17 protein-coding genes are annotated in these 14,787 nt (G+C 41.6%); 9 read left to right on the forward strand and 8 right to left on the reverse strand.

The features are described 5' to 3' along the window. The first annotated feature begins 33 nt into the window (after window positions 1-33). The 4 genes from rplM to tsf all read left to right on the forward strand — a co-directional run bounded on the left by rplM (window position 34) and on the right by tsf (window position 2,816). Entirely contained in the window at window positions 34-489 is a 456-nt protein-coding gene (rplM, locus tag QHT84_RS00300; protein ID WP_283237539.1) for a 50S ribosomal protein L13, read from the forward strand. Next, window positions 489-875: a 30S ribosomal protein S9 gene (rpsI, locus tag QHT84_RS00305; RefSeq protein ID WP_169524679.1), complete on the forward strand. Its 387-nt coding sequence runs from the start codon at window positions 489-491 to the stop codon at window positions 873-875. The genes rplM and rpsI overlap by 1 nt, the downstream gene beginning before the upstream one ends. A gap of 189 nt (window positions 876-1,064) precedes the next feature. After that, entirely contained in the window at window positions 1,065-1,865 is an 801-nt protein-coding gene (gene rpsB / locus QHT84_RS00310) for a 30S ribosomal protein S2 (RefSeq protein ID WP_283237540.1), read from the forward strand. Between the two features lie 120 nt (window positions 1,866-1,985). Next, entirely contained in the window at window positions 1,986-2,816 is an 831-nt protein-coding gene (gene tsf, locus QHT84_RS00315) for a translation elongation factor Ts (protein ID WP_283237541.1), read from the forward strand. 221 nt (window positions 2,817-3,037) lie between these two features. Here tsf and QHT84_RS00320 read toward each other — a convergent pair whose 3' ends face one another. After that, window positions 3,038-3,637 carry an FMN-dependent NADH-azoreductase gene (locus QHT84_RS00320; RefSeq protein WP_283237542.1) on the reverse strand — a complete coding sequence of 200 codons (600 nt, stop codon included), beginning with the start codon at window positions 3,635-3,637 and terminating at the stop codon, window positions 3,038-3,040. A gap of 113 nt (window positions 3,638-3,750) precedes the next feature. On the opposite strand from QHT84_RS00320, the gene QHT84_RS00325 reads away from it, so the two are divergent. Then, window positions 3,751-4,110 carry a winged helix-turn-helix transcriptional regulator gene (locus tag QHT84_RS00325; RefSeq protein WP_283237543.1) on the forward strand — a complete coding sequence of 120 codons (360 nt, stop codon included), beginning with the start codon at window positions 3,751-3,753 and terminating at the stop codon, window positions 4,108-4,110. Window positions 4,111-4,160: 50 nt separating this feature from the next. Here the strand turns inward: QHT84_RS00325 and QHT84_RS00330 are convergent, their stop codons facing one another. Further along, a complete protein-coding gene (locus QHT84_RS00330; protein ID WP_283237544.1) occupies window positions 4,161-6,275 on the reverse strand; it encodes a M3 family metallopeptidase in 2,115 nt (704 codons plus the stop codon). Window positions 6,276-6,373: 98 nt separating this feature from the next. Here QHT84_RS00330 and QHT84_RS00335 point away from each other — a divergent pair, with 98 nt between their 5' ends. Next, the gene (locus QHT84_RS00335) at window positions 6,374-7,024 is read left to right on the forward strand and encodes a queuosine precursor transporter (protein WP_283237545.1); all 651 of its coding nucleotides are present in this window, start codon (window positions 6,374-6,376) and stop codon (window positions 7,022-7,024) included. Then, complete coding sequence (locus QHT84_RS00340) at window positions 7,014-7,574, forward strand: DNA-3-methyladenine glycosylase I (protein WP_283237546.1); 561 nt, start codon at window positions 7,014-7,016, stop codon at window positions 7,572-7,574. Before QHT84_RS00335 ends, QHT84_RS00340 begins: the two co-directional genes overlap by 11 nt. A 44-nt stretch (window positions 7,575-7,618) precedes the next feature. Here the strand turns inward: QHT84_RS00340 and aat are convergent, their stop codons facing one another. From aat to QHT84_RS00355, 3 genes are all read right to left on the reverse strand, one after another. Next, window positions 7,619-8,254: a leucyl/phenylalanyl-tRNA--protein transferase gene (gene aat, locus QHT84_RS00345; protein WP_283238297.1), complete on the reverse strand. Its 636-nt coding sequence runs from the start codon at window positions 8,252-8,254 to the stop codon at window positions 7,619-7,621. A gap of 92 nt (window positions 8,255-8,346) precedes the next feature. Then, a complete protein-coding gene (locus QHT84_RS00350) occupies window positions 8,347-8,733 on the reverse strand; it encodes a DUF3127 domain-containing protein (protein WP_283237547.1) in 387 nt (128 codons plus the stop codon). 2 nt (window positions 8,734-8,735) lie between these two features. Beyond that, complete coding sequence (locus tag QHT84_RS00355) at window positions 8,736-9,611, reverse strand: flavin reductase family protein (protein ID WP_283238298.1); 876 nt, start codon at window positions 9,609-9,611, stop codon at window positions 8,736-8,738. A gap of 174 nt (window positions 9,612-9,785) precedes the next feature. On the opposite strand from QHT84_RS00355, the gene QHT84_RS00360 reads away from it, so the two are divergent. Beyond that, window positions 9,786-10,928, forward strand: a complete 1,143-nt coding sequence (locus tag QHT84_RS00360) for a sensor histidine kinase (protein WP_283237548.1) — start codon at window positions 9,786-9,788, stop codon at window positions 10,926-10,928. A gap of 29 nt (window positions 10,929-10,957) precedes the next feature. On the opposite strand, the gene QHT84_RS00365 is transcribed toward QHT84_RS00360, so the two are convergent. After that, window positions 10,958-11,347 (reverse strand): HIT family protein, encoded by a 390-nt coding sequence (locus tag QHT84_RS00365; RefSeq protein WP_283237549.1) that lies wholly within the window; start codon window positions 11,345-11,347, stop codon window positions 10,958-10,960. Beyond that, a complete protein-coding gene (greA, locus tag QHT84_RS00370) occupies window positions 11,347-11,823 on the reverse strand; it encodes a transcription elongation factor GreA (RefSeq protein ID WP_283237550.1) in 477 nt (158 codons plus the stop codon). Before greA ends, QHT84_RS00365 begins: the two co-directional genes overlap by 1 nt. A 159-nt stretch (window positions 11,824-11,982) precedes the next feature. Between greA and QHT84_RS00375 the strand changes: the two genes are divergently transcribed. Then, window positions 11,983-12,408 (forward strand): Rieske (2Fe-2S) protein, encoded by a 426-nt coding sequence (locus tag QHT84_RS00375; RefSeq protein ID WP_283237551.1) that lies wholly within the window; start codon window positions 11,983-11,985, stop codon window positions 12,406-12,408. A 33-nt stretch (window positions 12,409-12,441) separates the two neighbouring features. Here the strand turns inward: QHT84_RS00375 and QHT84_RS00380 are convergent, their stop codons facing one another. Continuing rightward, complete coding sequence (locus QHT84_RS00380; RefSeq protein WP_283237552.1) at window positions 12,442-14,586, reverse strand: TonB-dependent receptor; 2,145 nt, start codon at window positions 14,584-14,586, stop codon at window positions 12,442-12,444. Window positions 14,587-14,787 lie beyond the last annotated feature (201 nt).

Genomic DNA, 14,787 nt, shown 5'->3' on the forward strand with positions numbered 1-14,787 from the left:
TGGGGATGGAATGTTTAATTAAAATAAATTATTGTGAACACATTAAGCTACAAGACAGTTTCAGCCAACAAAGCTACTGTAGATAAACAGTGGATTGTTGTAGATGCTGAAGGTCATAACTTAGGTCGTTTAGCTTCAAAAGTAGCCATGCTACTCAGAGGTAAATACAAACCAAGTTATACGCCGCACGTTGATTGTGGAGATAACGTAATTGTTATCAACGCCGAAAAAATCAACTTGACTGGTAACAAGTTAGATGACAAAACGTACATCAGACACACTGGTTACCCAGGAGGACAAAGAAGCTTGACTGCTAAAGTAATGCAACAAAAAAACCCTGCATTATTAGTGGAAAAAGCTGTAAAAGGAATGTTGCCTAAAAACAAATTAGGTGCCGAATTATTCCGCAATTTAAATGTAAATGTTGGTCCAGAGCACAAACACGCTGCTCAACAACCGAAAACCGTAAACCTTAACGACTTAAAGTAATGGGAGTTATTCACAAAATCGGTAGAAGAAAATGTGCTGTGGCACGTGTGTATGTTTCGGAAGGAACAGGAAAAATTACCGTTAACAAAAGAGAATTCAACAACTACTTCCCAACAGCTACTTTACAGTACAAAGTGTTACAGCCTATGTCTATGACAAACAACGCTGAGAACTTTGACGTAAAAGTAAATGTATATGGTGGTGGTTCTACAGGACAAGCAGAAGCTGTTAGAATGGCTATCGCTCGCGCGATGTGCGAAGTAGAAGCTGAAAACAGAGCTATCCTAAAACCAGAAGGATTACTAACCAGAGATCCTAGAATGGTGGAACGTAAAAAATTCGGTCAGAAAAAAGCACGTAAGAGATTCCAATTCTCTAAACGTTAATATGCTGACAGGTACTTTCCGCGCTGTCATGCTGAGCGGAGCGAAGTACGTTCATTTAGTATTGAAATTAAAAAACAAGTTGCCGATATTCTTTTTGTTGAAAAAGGAATTAGTTTAGCATCTAAATTTTCAAGACCATCGCAAGAGCTACTTGAAAATTGCTAACAACGGAACGTAAACTATTACACAATGGCAAACAAAATTGAAGTTAAAGAATTATTAGAAGCCGGTGTTCACTTCGGACACATGACTCGTAAATGGGATCCAAACATGGCTCCTTACATTTATATGGAGCGTAATGGTATTCACATCATTAACCTATATAAAACTGCAGCTAAAATTGAAGAAGCGAACGAAGCTTTGAAAAAAATCGCTGCTTCCGGTAGAAAAATACTTTTCGTAGCTACCAAAAAACAAGCAAAAGATATCGTGTCTGAAAAAGCGCAAGCGTGTAACATGCCGTACATCACTGAAAGATGGCCGGGTGGTATGTTGACCAACTTCGTAACGATTCGTAAAGCCGTTAAAAAAATGGCTGCTATCGATAAAATGAAGAAAGACGGAACCTTCAACACCTTATCTAAAAAAGAAAAATTACAAATCGATCGTCTTCGTGCCAAATTAGAGAAGAACCTTGGTTCTATCGCTGATATGTCCAGATTACCTGCTGCGTTATTCGTAGTAGATATCAAAGCGGAACACATCGCAATAAAAGAAGCTCAAAAATTAAACATTCCGGTTTTCGCAATGGTAGATACCAACTCTGATCCTCGTGAAGTGGATTACGTTATCCCTGCCAATGATGATGCTTCTAAATCTATCGAGAAAATTTTATCTTTAGTAACCGACGCTGTAAAAGACGGTTTGGCTAACAGAACTTCTGATGCCGCTCCTGAAACAGAAGAAGAAACTGTAGTAGCAGCTGTTGAAGCTCCTGCCGCAGAAGCTCCTGCCGAAGTAGAAGCTACAGAGACAAAATCTGAAGAATAAAACAAAAAATAATTACGAATTATGAATTGAAAAATTACGGATTATTTGGACTCGTAATTTGAAATTTGTAATTCGTAATTTACTTTTAAAAAAGATTTTTAATTAAAAAAACAAAATAGTATGTCAACAATCACAATTACTGCTGCAGACGTAAATAAATTAAGAACCATCACCGGTGCGGGTATGATGGACTGTAAAAAAGCTTTGGTAGAAGCGGAAGGCGATTTTGATAAAGCGATTGAAATCCTTAGAAAAAAAGGACAAAAAGTAGCCGCTAACCGTTCGGACAGAGAATCTACCGAAGGTGCTGCTATCGCTGCGGTAAATGCCGACAAAACTGCCGGTGCCGTAATTACCTTAAACTGTGAAACAGATTTTGTAGGTAAAAACGAAGGTTTCGTAAAATTGGCGACCGATTTCGCTAACATGGCGTTAAACTACGCTACTAAAGAAGAATTATTAGCCGCTGATTACAACGGAATCACGGTGGCTGAAAAATTAATCGAGCAAACCGGAGTAATCGGAGAAAAAATCGAAATCGGTTCTTTCGAAAGATTAGAAGGTGCTTTCGTGGGTTCTTACATCCACGCCGGTAACAAAATTGCCGTTTTAACCGCTTTATCGGCTAATGTAGCCGGTGCTGAAGAAGCCGCTCGTAACGTAGCCATGCAAGCAGCTGCGATGAACCCGATTGCTTTAAACGAAGAAGGTGTTGATGCCGATACTATCGCTAAAGAAATCGAAATCGCTAAAGACCAATTGCGTGCCGAAGGAAAACCGGAAGCTATGTTGGAAAACATCGCTAAAGGAAAATTAAACCGTTTCTTCAAAGACAATACTTTGGTAAACCAAGATTACATCAAAGACAGCTCTATGAGCGTTGCCGCTTATGTAAAATCGGTTGACGGTGGTTTAACGGTTACCGGTTTCAAAAGAGTAGCTTTAGGCTAATCCCGAATTAAAATTATTAATTCAACATACTGAAAACCTCGATTCTTAACCGAATCGGGGTTTTTGTTTTTCGGAAGCACCGCATTTGGGCTTCGGTTCACCTCTTCTCCCGCTGTCCGCGCTACACGGTAGCTTGCTCCCATCGGGGCTATACTTCGCGTTCTGTCCTAACAACAAAAAACCCGAATCAAAGGATTCGGGTGTATCTTTTTAACAGCTTTTTATACGGCTATACGCTCAATGGCTCTTTCCAAGGCATGCTCCATCAAACCGGAAACGGCAGTACCTTCGGCCCGAATCACTTCCACATCCGTAATCCCCATAAAACCAAGAACCGTTTTCAAATACGGCACCGCAAAATCGTACTCCTTAAAAGGACCTTCCGAAAAAACACCTCCCGAAGCTAAAGCTATATATACTTTTTTCCCTTCCACCAATCCTTTCGGTCCATCAGCTCCGTAACTAAACGTATAACCGGCTCGGGCGATATTGTCAATCCAACTTTTCAATGGCGACGGAATACCAAAATTGTATAACGGCAAACTGATGACAATCGTATCGGCTTCTAAAACCTGAGCAATGGCTTCATCCGAACGCTTGGTCAGTTCTTTTTGGGCCTCAGTAAGACGGTCCGCCGGAATACGCAAGGCATCAATTTGTGCTTCAAAAAGATGCGGAAACGGATTGACATTCAAATCCACCGTAGTAATAATACTCCCCGGATTAGAAACGGCGAGTTGGGCAGTTATCGAATCTCCTAATTGTCTGCTAATCGAGGCAGTACCTCTCGGACTGGCCATCACATGCAATATTTTTTTCATAATGTATTTTTTTTAGAATTATGAAGCAAAATTACATACCTTTGCTTTCAAAAAGTTAGTAGTATACTTTAGGTAAGTAGTTACCCAAAAGTAACCTCAACAATCATTACGCTATGGAAAAATTATTAACACCACTACCTAAAGAAAAATGCGTCCAAAAACTTAACGCCGTAGGCGATGCTTTGTATGTCATTGGCGGTAAGTGGAAATTGCGAATTATTATCGCGATGTCGGAAGGAAATTACCGTTTTAACGAATTGCAACGTACCATCGAAGGAATCTCTGCCAAAGTATTGAGTAACGAACTCAAAGATTTAGAATTAAATGGCTTTGTAAAGAGAACCGTACATGATGAAACGCCGGTAGTAGTGACCTACGAACCAACGGAATATACCCATACCCTAAAAAATGTATTGAATTCGTTAGCCGAATGGGGAACCATGCATCGGGAAAAACTACGCCAGGAAGGGTAAATCAGTAAAAAAAACCGACTCTGTGAAGTCGGTTTTTTTTATTCCTTTCGTTACTTAACTACCGGAAAGCTTCTGGCGCGCATTAAGGCGTCGCTCGTGGCCGCTTTCCCTCTGAATTTAATATACGACTCCTCCGGGTCTACCGTATTTCCTACGCTAAATACATGGTCTAACAATCGTTTGGCGACCGCTTTATCGTACAATCCTTTGCCATCCACCGTAAAAGCTTCCGTGGCATCAGCACTAATCACATCGGCCCACAAATAACCATAATAGCCGGCGGCATAATCATCTCCCGAAAAAATATGTCCAAACTGTGGAATTCGGTGACGCATGACAATTTCACTCGGCATATGCAAAGCCGCTAACGTCTCTTTTTCAAAAGTTTTAGGGTCGATCTTCGCGTTTTCCAACAAATGCAATTTCATGTCGACCAAAGCACTCGAAATGGTCTCCACGGTTGAAAATCCTTCGTTAAATGTGGCGGCTTTTTCGATGCGCTCTACCAACGACATCGGCATCGGTTTCCCGGTTTGATAATGCAGGGCAAATTGATTCAATACTTCCGGGGTAGCCAACCATCGCTCTAAAATTTGCGACGGAAATTCTACATAATCCCGTGGCGTATTCGTGCCCGACAGGGTAGGATACGTTACATTCGAACACAAACCGTGCAAAGCATGACCAAACTCGTGAAACAAGGTACTGGCATCGTCCCAAGAAATTAAAATCGGTTCGTTTTCTTTTCCTTTGATAAAGTTGCAATTGTTAGACACCAAAGTCAACACATCACCGTCCACCTTGCTTTGCTCCCTATATGCCGTCATCCAAGCCCCCGAACGCTTCCCTTTACGGGCATACGGGTCAAAATACCACAATCCCACAACGTTACTCGTTGTTTTATTGGACACTTCCCAAACACGAACATCGGGATGAAAAACCGGCACATTATTAACTGGTTTAAAGCTCAGATCGAATATTTCACCGGCCACCCAAAACATGCCTTCTCTCAATTTTTCCAATTGGAGATACGGCTTAATCTGGTTGGCATCTACATCGTATTTGGCCTTGCGTACTTTTTCGGCATAATAGCGATAATCCCAAGGTGCAATTTTAAATTTCCCGCCTTCGGCAGCTACCATTTTTTGCATTTCGGCTACATCTTCCTGTACTTTGACCAAAGCCGGATTCCAAACCGACATCATTAAATCGATTGTCTTTTCGGGTTTTTGTGCCATAGTGTTCGACAAACTCCAATCGGCAAAAGTCGCAAATCCCAATAGTTTTGCCTTTTCCGTACGAAGCTGCAGGATTTTCACTAACGTTTCATTGTTGTTATTGGCATTGTCATTATCGCCTCGACTCACAAAAATTTGAAAGGCTTTTTCGCGCAAATCCCTTCGGTTGGAAAAGGTCAAAAAAGGTTCTATAGACGAGCGTGTATTGGCAATACATCCCATGACACTCAGTTTTCGCTCTTTGGCTTCCGCAATAGCGGCATTTTTTAACTCTATCGGCAATCCGTCAAAATCGGCTTCGGTTTGCAAAGCCAAATAATAATTGGTCTCATCCGCCAATTGATTTTGGCTGAACTTGGTAAACAATCCGGCTAACTCCTGGTTAATCTCGGCAATACGCGCTTTGCTCTTGGCATCGGCCTGAGCACCTTCTCTGACAAAATTGGCATAGTGATACCATACCAAGCGCTGTTGCTCTTTCGTTAGTTTGCTTTTTTCAGGCGAACGATACACGGCAGCTATCCGATTAAAAAGCTTGGCGTTTTGGTAAATTTTATTGTTCGTTTCAAAAAACTTGGGGGTCATTTCGGTCTCTATCGGTTCAAACTCCGGGCTATTTAAATTGGAACTGTACAAATCAAAAACGGCCTTTACTTGAGCTAATTTTTTGCCGGCTTTTTCCATAGCCACTATAGTGTTTTCAAAAGTCGGCGCACTCGGATTGTTGGCTATCTTGTCATACTCCCCTAACTTTTCATTAATAGCGGCTTCAATAGCCGGTTTAAAATCATGTATGGTATAGGTTTCAAAAGCCGGAACACCCCCGTAAGGACCTTTCCAATCCGCGAGTAATGTGTTTTTAGTAGTCTGGGCATTGGTAGTAACAACAGGAACACTCATAAGCAATGTCAATAGTATTTTTTTCATTGGATTCACCTTTTTTCAAAAGTAACTAAAATTTGAATGGAAGACCGCATAAAATCGTACCCTATTATTGTTTACATTTGAGAAAAAGTTACCCGGGTATGTTCAAATCTAAAAAAGATACCGTCTATGTTGTTTTGGCCGGTATATTTATTACGAATGCTGTAGTGGCCGAACTCATCGGCGGCAAATTAATCGATGTCGGGCCGGCTGTAATGAGTATTGGCATTCTCCCCTGGCCAGTTGTTTTTGTCACCACCGATTTAATTAATGAGTACTTCGGAGAAAAAGGGGTTCGCAAATTATCACTCATCACTGCCTCGCTTATCGCCTACACGTTTATCATTTTGTATTTTGCCATGAAAATTCCGTCTACCGGTATCAGTTCGGTTACTTCGGATCAATTCAATGCCGTTTTCGGCCAAAGCCAATTGATTATTGTGGGCAGTATTATTGCCTTCTTGGCATCACAGCTTATCGATGTCACTATTTTTCATTTTGTCAAAAGAAGGACAGGAAACAAAATGATTTGGCTCAGAAGTACCGGCTCCACTGTAATTTCACAGCTATTCGACAGTTTTATCGTGTTGGGTATTGCGTTTTGGTTGCCCGGTATTATGGACACCAAAACCTATATTATTTCCGGTTTAACCGGGTATACCGTAAAATTAATTATTGCCATTGGAATGACGCCTTTAATTTATGCAGGACATTCTATCATTGAAAAATACATAGCCAAAGATGGACACTAAAATACGCTGCGCTTGGTGCGAAAAAGACGATTTATACCGTGATTACCACGATAACGAATGGGGGAGCCCGGTGTATGACGATGACAAATTGTTTGAATTTCTCGTGTTGGAGACCTTTCAAGCCGGATTGAGTTGGTACACCATTCTCAAAAAAAGGGACAACTTCCGCAACGCTTTCGACCAATTTGACTACAAAAAAATAGCCCGCTATGGCGAGAAGGAAGTCGAAAGACTCATGCAAGACGCAGGCATTATTCGAAACGGATTAAAAATAAAAGGCACGATTACCAATGCCATTGCCTTTATGAAAGTACAAGAAGAATTCGGCAGTTTTTCCAAATACATTTGGGAGTTCACCGGGGGAAAACCTATCGAAAACAACGTCAAAAAAATGAGTGACGTTCCGGCTACTACGCCACTTTCCGACAAAATAAGTAAGGATTTAAAAAAGCGCGGATTTAAATTTGTAGGGTCAACCGTAGTCTACGCGCACATGCAAGCCACCGGTATGGTGAACGATCATGTGGAAGAATGCTGGAGGCGAAAATAGTGTTTAGTCGCAGTCACCGTAAGCAGAAAAAAGGCACTCTGCGACTAACTCTTCAGTACTTTAATAAAAGTATCGCGTGAAATCTCAAACGCGCCCAATTGCTCCAAATAGTCATTGTGCAACTGGCAATCCAATAGTTTGTAGTTATGCTCTTTTAGGTGTTGCACTAAGGCCACAAAAGCAATCTTACTCGCATTCGACACTTTAGAAAACATACTTTCACCACAAAAAACATGGCCTAAATCTACACCATATAAACCGCCCACCAAGTCACCGTTTTGCCAGACCTCGACTGATTTTGCCAAACCCATTTTGTGCAATTGGGTGTACGATTCGATAATCGCTTCAGTAATCCAAGTACCCTCTTGTCCTTGGCGTTCTATTTGTTGGCACTGACGAATAACCGCTTCAAAATCTTGATTAAAAGTAACGTCAAACAGCTTTCGATTCAGCAAGTTCCGAATGCTTTTTGATACTTTGTACAACTGCGGCACTACAACCATGCGCTCGGGTGGCGACCACCACAATATGGGTTCGTCTTCGTTAAACCAAGGAAATATTCCGTTGCGATACGCCAACAACAAGCGTTCCACAGACAAGTCACCGCCAACTGCCAAGATGCCTTCATACGAAGCCTCTTCAACAGGGGGAAAATATAACTCTTTCGTTAGGAAATACATCATTTTCAAAATTCCAAATTCCAACAAAAAATCCCAAATTACAACTTGGTATTTGGGATTTAAATTTTAGAATTTATTTTTTCAATCAAAGATTAAAAAGGCAAATCATCGTGTTCTTCTTCGTTAAAGTTGGTCGCCGGCGCAAAGGCTTCTGCCGGAGGCATTGGCGCCATGGCAGACGGTGCTGCAGCAGCCGGAGCTTCCACTTGCAATCTTTCAATTCTCCAACCTTGAATATCGTTGAAATATTTGGTTTCGCCTTGCGGATTAACCCATTCTCTTCCTCGCAAGTTGATGGAAACTTTCACCGCTTCACCCACATTATAGTTGTTCAACAAATCGCATTTATCCTGCACAAAATTAATGCTGATATACTGCGGATATTGCTCCTCTGTAGCCACAACTAACTCTCTTTTTCTAAAACTGGCACTCACTTGTTGCTCAGGATTAATCACTCTAATTTTTCCGGTAACTTCCATAATTAATGTTTTGCTAAAAGCACTTTCCAAGCCGAAAGCACTTCGTTGTTATTCAAATATTCTTTAGCTTTTTGGTGAATTTTTTGCTCATCATCAGAGCTTAAAACGCCTTTCACGGCAAAATGCTGTTGTACAAATATAGTAATTTCTTCTTCGGTTGGCAAGGCTTCCACATTTCCTAATTTTCCTAAATCATTCCCGTCAAAAACGGGGCTTTTTTTAATAAAATCGGGTATCGCATCTACCCCAATTCCTAAAGTAGCCAACGGCTTTTCCACTTCAAACAAGCCGGCGTTGGCTCGCGAATACCAATTGCCGCCTAAACGCGACACCAAATCTATTTTGTGTTGATCAATGGCCCCTTTGTCATCTAAAACGCTCTCACTAATGTGAATTTTAACCACTTCGCAAATAATTAAATTACCCGCACCGCCTTGATTCCCCAAAGCAATAATTTCATTCACTTTACATTCCATTTGCACCGGACTCTCGGCCACACGATACGGTTTTACCATATCCGACGGCAACATCGTCAACCCCGATTTGACAAACTCGTTAACCCCATCAGGATACTCCGTACTCGAAAGCGACATTTGTTGCACGATGTCGTAATTCACCACATTAATCACCACCTGCTTGGTGGCTTCACAGTTTTCTAAGGTGTGTTTGGTGGTATTGTTGCGCACGCGTCGCGCCGGCGAAAACACCAAAATCGGCGGGTTGGAACTAAACACGTTAAAGAAACTAAAGGGCGACAAATTGGGTTTCCCGTTGGCATCCACCGTACTGGCAAAAGCTATCGGTCGCGGCGCCACGGCACTTTGCAAATAGCCCTGCAATTGCGCCGGAGAAAGGGTGTGAGGTTCAAAACTGAGCATGATTTTTATTTTTCTCAAAAATACAATTTTAATTGATTTCGGGAGCGAAGCGTTCGGGCATTCTTGCCCACCTTTTTCCCGCTTTCCGTTCTACAAGGTATCACTGCAATCGGGGCTAAACGGTATGGTCTTGTCTTTTTGGCGGTTTTGTCTATATTTATAAAAAATTTAAGCATGCAGTTTTCCGAAAAAAGAAACCTTACCCGCTGGATTATCATCGCGACGTCTTTTGTCATCGTAACGCTAATCCTCTGGAATACGTATACTTTTTTCCAAATCTTCAAACAGGAAGAGCGCGATAAAATGACCCTCTGGGCCAAATCGCAGGAAACACTCATCAATGCCAACGAGTTTACCGATGTCGATTTGCCCTTGCAAATTATTCAGGCAGCTACCATTCCAATCATAGTAACCGAAAAAGATTCTATCATCAATACCAAAAATATTGATGAGGACATCTTAAAGGACAAGGCTAAACTCAAGGCTTTTTTAAATACCTTAAAAAATCAGAACGACCCTATCGTGATGCAAATTTCCGAAGGGCGAACCCACAATTTATACTATGGCGATTCTTCTTTGCTCAACAAACTCAAGTACTATCCGATTGCATTATTGTTGATTATTTTCTTGTTTGCCGCGGTGGTGTACAACTTTTACCGAAGCACCAAAATGGCTACGCAAAACAAGCTTTGGGCGGGAATGGCCAAGGAAACCGCCCATCAAATCGGAACACCATTGTCATCACTCATTGGGTGGCTCGAAATTATGAAAGTGAATCATATCGATGAAACCATGGTCGCCGAGATTGAAAAAGACATTACCCGCTTGCAAACCATTACCGATCGTTTTTCTAAAATCGGTTCCGAGCCGGTATTGGAACAACTCGACATCGTGGCGGAGACCGAAAAATCATTCGACTACTTGCAATCGCGCTTCTCCAACCAAGTCAAATTCTCCTTCACAGCGCCCAAACATCCCATTTATGTTTCCTTAAATCCGGCGTTGCATAGCTGGACCATCGAAAATTTAGTTAAAAACGCCATCGACGCCATGAAAGGACGCGGTGCATTAGCTGTTGCTCTCGAGGAAGACCACCATACCGTTAAAATATTAGTGACCGATACCGGAAAAGGTATTCCCAAAAACCAATTCAAACGGGTTTTTGAACCCGGCTTTACCACCAAAAAACGGGGTTGGGGCTTGGGTTTGTCACTCACCAAACGCATCGTGGAAGAGTACCACAAAGGGAAAATTAAAGTCGCCCATTCCGAATTGGACAAAGGAACTACAATGCAGATTTCTTTTAAAAAGGCATAAAAAATCCCGATGGCTCGGGATTCTGTTTTCTATACATTGCTTTGAATGGCTTTCGTCAAATCTTCAAACTCTTGTTGGGTCAAAGCTGCTTTTCGTTGGAAACGCATGTCGTCCATGTCGTGCAACGGAATCAAATGGACGTGCACGTGCGGCACTTCTAAACCAACCACAGCTATACCGACACGCTTACAAGGAACTGTTTTTTCGATGGCTTTGGCCACTTTTCGGGCAAATTGCATTAAACCCAAATAATGGTTTTCTTCCATATCAAAAATCTTATCGATTTCTTGTTTCGGAATGCAAAGGGTATGGCCTTTCGCGTTTGGATTGACATCTAAAAACGCGAGATAGTGGTCGTCTTCTGCGACTTTGTAGGCCGGAATTTCGCCGTTAACTATTTTAGTAAAAACAGAAGGCATTAGTCTCTGGATATTTCTAAAATTTCGAAATTGATTTTTCCGTTAGGCACGCTTATTTCGGCAATTTCACCTACGCGTTTTCCTAACAATCCTTTACCGATTGGTGAGGTCACTGAAATTTTACCTGATTTTAAATCGGCTTCACTTTCGGCCACCAATGTATATTTCATTTCCATCCCGTTGGCTTGATTTTTTATCTTTACATTAGACAAAACCAACGCTTTAGACAAATCCAATTGCGATTCATCGATCAACCGGGCATTGGCATACAGCTCTTCCATTTTGGCAATACGCATTTCCAAAAGACCTTGTGCTTCTTTGGCGGCATCATATTCGGCGTTCTCAGACAAATCGCCTTTATCTCGAGCTTCAGCAATAGCTTGTGATGCTTTGGGTCTTTCTACACTTTTAAGGTGATCCAGTTCATCTTTTAATTTCTTTAATCCTTCTGCGGTGTAATACGATACTGTACTCATAATTTCATCATTTATATAAACAGAAAAAATCCCATCGGAACGGGATTTCTTTTTGCAAAGATAGTATTTTTAATTTATTTCAAATTTGTTAGCGTTTGGTAACGCAGGTCAAAGTTAATTAATTTAAATTTGTTTCGCTATACTAATTCAAAAATTTATATGAAAAAGATTCTTGTTTTGACGGTGCTTCTCGTGATGGCTTATGGTTGTGACGGCGGAAGTATCAATAACCGAAACCCCAATATCCCCAATTATCCTGTTGATGTTCAGATTAACATGAACTTACCCGCTTACAGCAATTTGCAGTTTCCAAGCAATCACATAGTGTATTTTGGTGTCAATGCCGGAGCTCGTGGTATTGTGGTTTTTAATACCGGTAGTAATTTTGTGGCTTTCGATTTGGCCTGTCCGAACCAATCGTTTGACAGTTGTTCGTCGCCCATGACTATCAACGGCATTGAAGCTACTTGTGACTGTGACAATACCGTTTACAACCTGTTTACGGGCCAAAGTCCCGGTCAACCCTACCCTATGAAACAATATCGGGTTACGGTGAGCGGCTCCAATTTATACATCACCAATTAACAAAAACCTCTCAGCTTCCTGAGAGGTTTTTAGTTATATTTTGAGTGTTACTCCGGCCAGGAAATTAATTCCCGCCTGCGGATAGTAATACGGATAGACATCCCACATATACCCGTTGGAAACATATTGTTTGTCGAGAACATTGTTAATCAATCCGGTAAACACTATCGATTTAAAAACCGATTTCGGTTGTATTTCATAGGTCACATTGAAATCGTTCACCCAATAATCGGGTAATTGTGCCGAAGGCAATTCGATGTTATTCATAAACTGTTTCCCTACAAATTTAGTCAACCAGGAAAATTGCCATGCTTTACCGGGTTTGTACACCACAATATTTCCGGCAATGACTTCGGGAGAATACGCAATATCTTTGGTTCCTACCGCATTACCGTCCACGTTCAAATCTACATTCTTATTTTGACTCAGGGTAACATTAGGGCGAATAATGACTTTTGAGGTTAACGCCAGCGTGGCATCTACTTCCAATCCCAATCGGTAACTGGTTTCGCTATTAGAACGAATCGGATTGCCGACATCATCCAAATTCCCGGTTAAAATCAACTGGTCTTTATAGGCCATATAGTAGACGTTGGTGTTTATTTTGGCTTTTTCCGAAACATAACGCCACCCCACTTCAAAATCATCCAATTTTTCGGGCTTGGCATTTCCGCTCTCGTAATCGGTGCGATTGGGTTCGCGTTGGGCTTTGGCATACGAAACGTATATGGTATTCTTATCGTTGAACTCATAATTCAACCCGGCTTTCGGATTAAAGAAATGAAAGGTGTCATTAACCCAATCGGCCTGAACACCATTGGCTTTATAGTTTACGGTTCGGTATTGCAAATCGGCATACAAACTCAGTTTTGCGGTTATTTGGTAATTGGCTTTGGTAAATAAATTTCCGTCCGTTTTTACCGCGTAATCCTCGTAATACCGATCACCCAATTCGCTGTCGGATACAAATTGCACCCAAATGACTTTACCGAAATGGTCGCCTTCGTACTTGTTCCAACCTCCCCCGAGAATCAAATGGAGCTTGTTCTTTTTATAATTAGCGGAAAAAGTAGTCCCGTAAAAATCGTTATCCAACCACTTCTGACGCACCAAATCGGTGGTGTTAATGGTGGTGTTTTCAATCACAACCGGGGTGAAACCGTAATCGGCAAAATCGGCATCTTCTTTGTAATTTTCGTAATAGCCTTTCCCTTGGGTATAATGCAAGGCCACATTGGTACTCCAATTTTCGGAAACTCTTTCACTCCAATGCAACTGGTAATGGTCTTGTTGGTAATTATCGGTTTCGTTTTCATAAAATCGGATGTTCCCGAATTCATCGGTGTAGATTCCGGCCGAATTAAACGTGCGATGTTCCTTCATCGTTTCGCCGTCAATGCCGTTCCAGGACTGGTATGTTTTTTCGGTACCGCCAAAAACCAAGGCCTTAATCAAAGTGGTTTTACCCACATAGGTTCCTTGTAAAAAATAGGATTTCAAATCGGAAGCCGCTCTGTCAATATACCCCTGAGAGTCGATATTGGAAAGCCTTCCGGCCAATTCAAAATGGTTGTTTAACAAGCCTGAGCTGAATTTTACCGTATGTTTTCGGGTATTAAAGCTGCCGAAAGAATTCGATATTTCGCCATTGCTTTCTTTAGAAAAACTATCGGTTAACAAATTCAAACTCGCGCCAAAAGCACCGGCGCCGTTGGTGGACGTTCCCACGCCGCGCTGCAACTGCAAACTCTCTACCGAGGAAGCAAAATCGGGCATGTTCACCCAAAACGTCCCATGACTTTCAGCATCGTTATACGGAATGCCGTTGATGGTGATGTTTACACGGGTAGCATCGCTCCCGCGTACGCGAATTCCGGTGTAACCCACGCCGTTTCCGGCATCGGAAGTAGTCACTACCGAAGGTAGGTAATTCATCAAAATCGGAATGTCTTGTCCGAGATTGCGTCCTGTAATTTCCTTTTTGTCGAGATTGCTGAACGACACCGGCGTTTTCGTAGTAACACGCACAGCAGATACCAAAACCTCATCAAGTTGATTGACTTGGGTGGTGTCTTTTACTTTTTCCTGCGAAAAAGCAGCCAAAGAAAGTATGACAGCGCTGAGCGAAAAAAGCCATGGTTTTCTTTTTCCTTTGGATACATTGAATAAAATTTCCATTCGTAAAAATTAAGTTACGAATAAAAAGAGGTAATTATTCTTGGTTAAAAAATGATTTGATACTCCTGACGATGGACTAACGTGCACTTTAGTTTTTCGTCACTTCCTTAAACAGCATTACCTGTTCTAAGTTCATTGGGTATAATCTCAGCTCGTTATTTAGAGCACCCCTTTTGAGACGGGACAAAGGTACGTGTAAAA

Origin of the sequence: Flavobacterium sedimenticola (assembly GCF_030053345.1) — a bacterium.
In the GTDB taxonomy this organism is placed as follows: Bacteria; Bacteroidota; Bacteroidia; order Flavobacteriales; family Flavobacteriaceae; genus Flavobacterium; species Flavobacterium sedimenticola.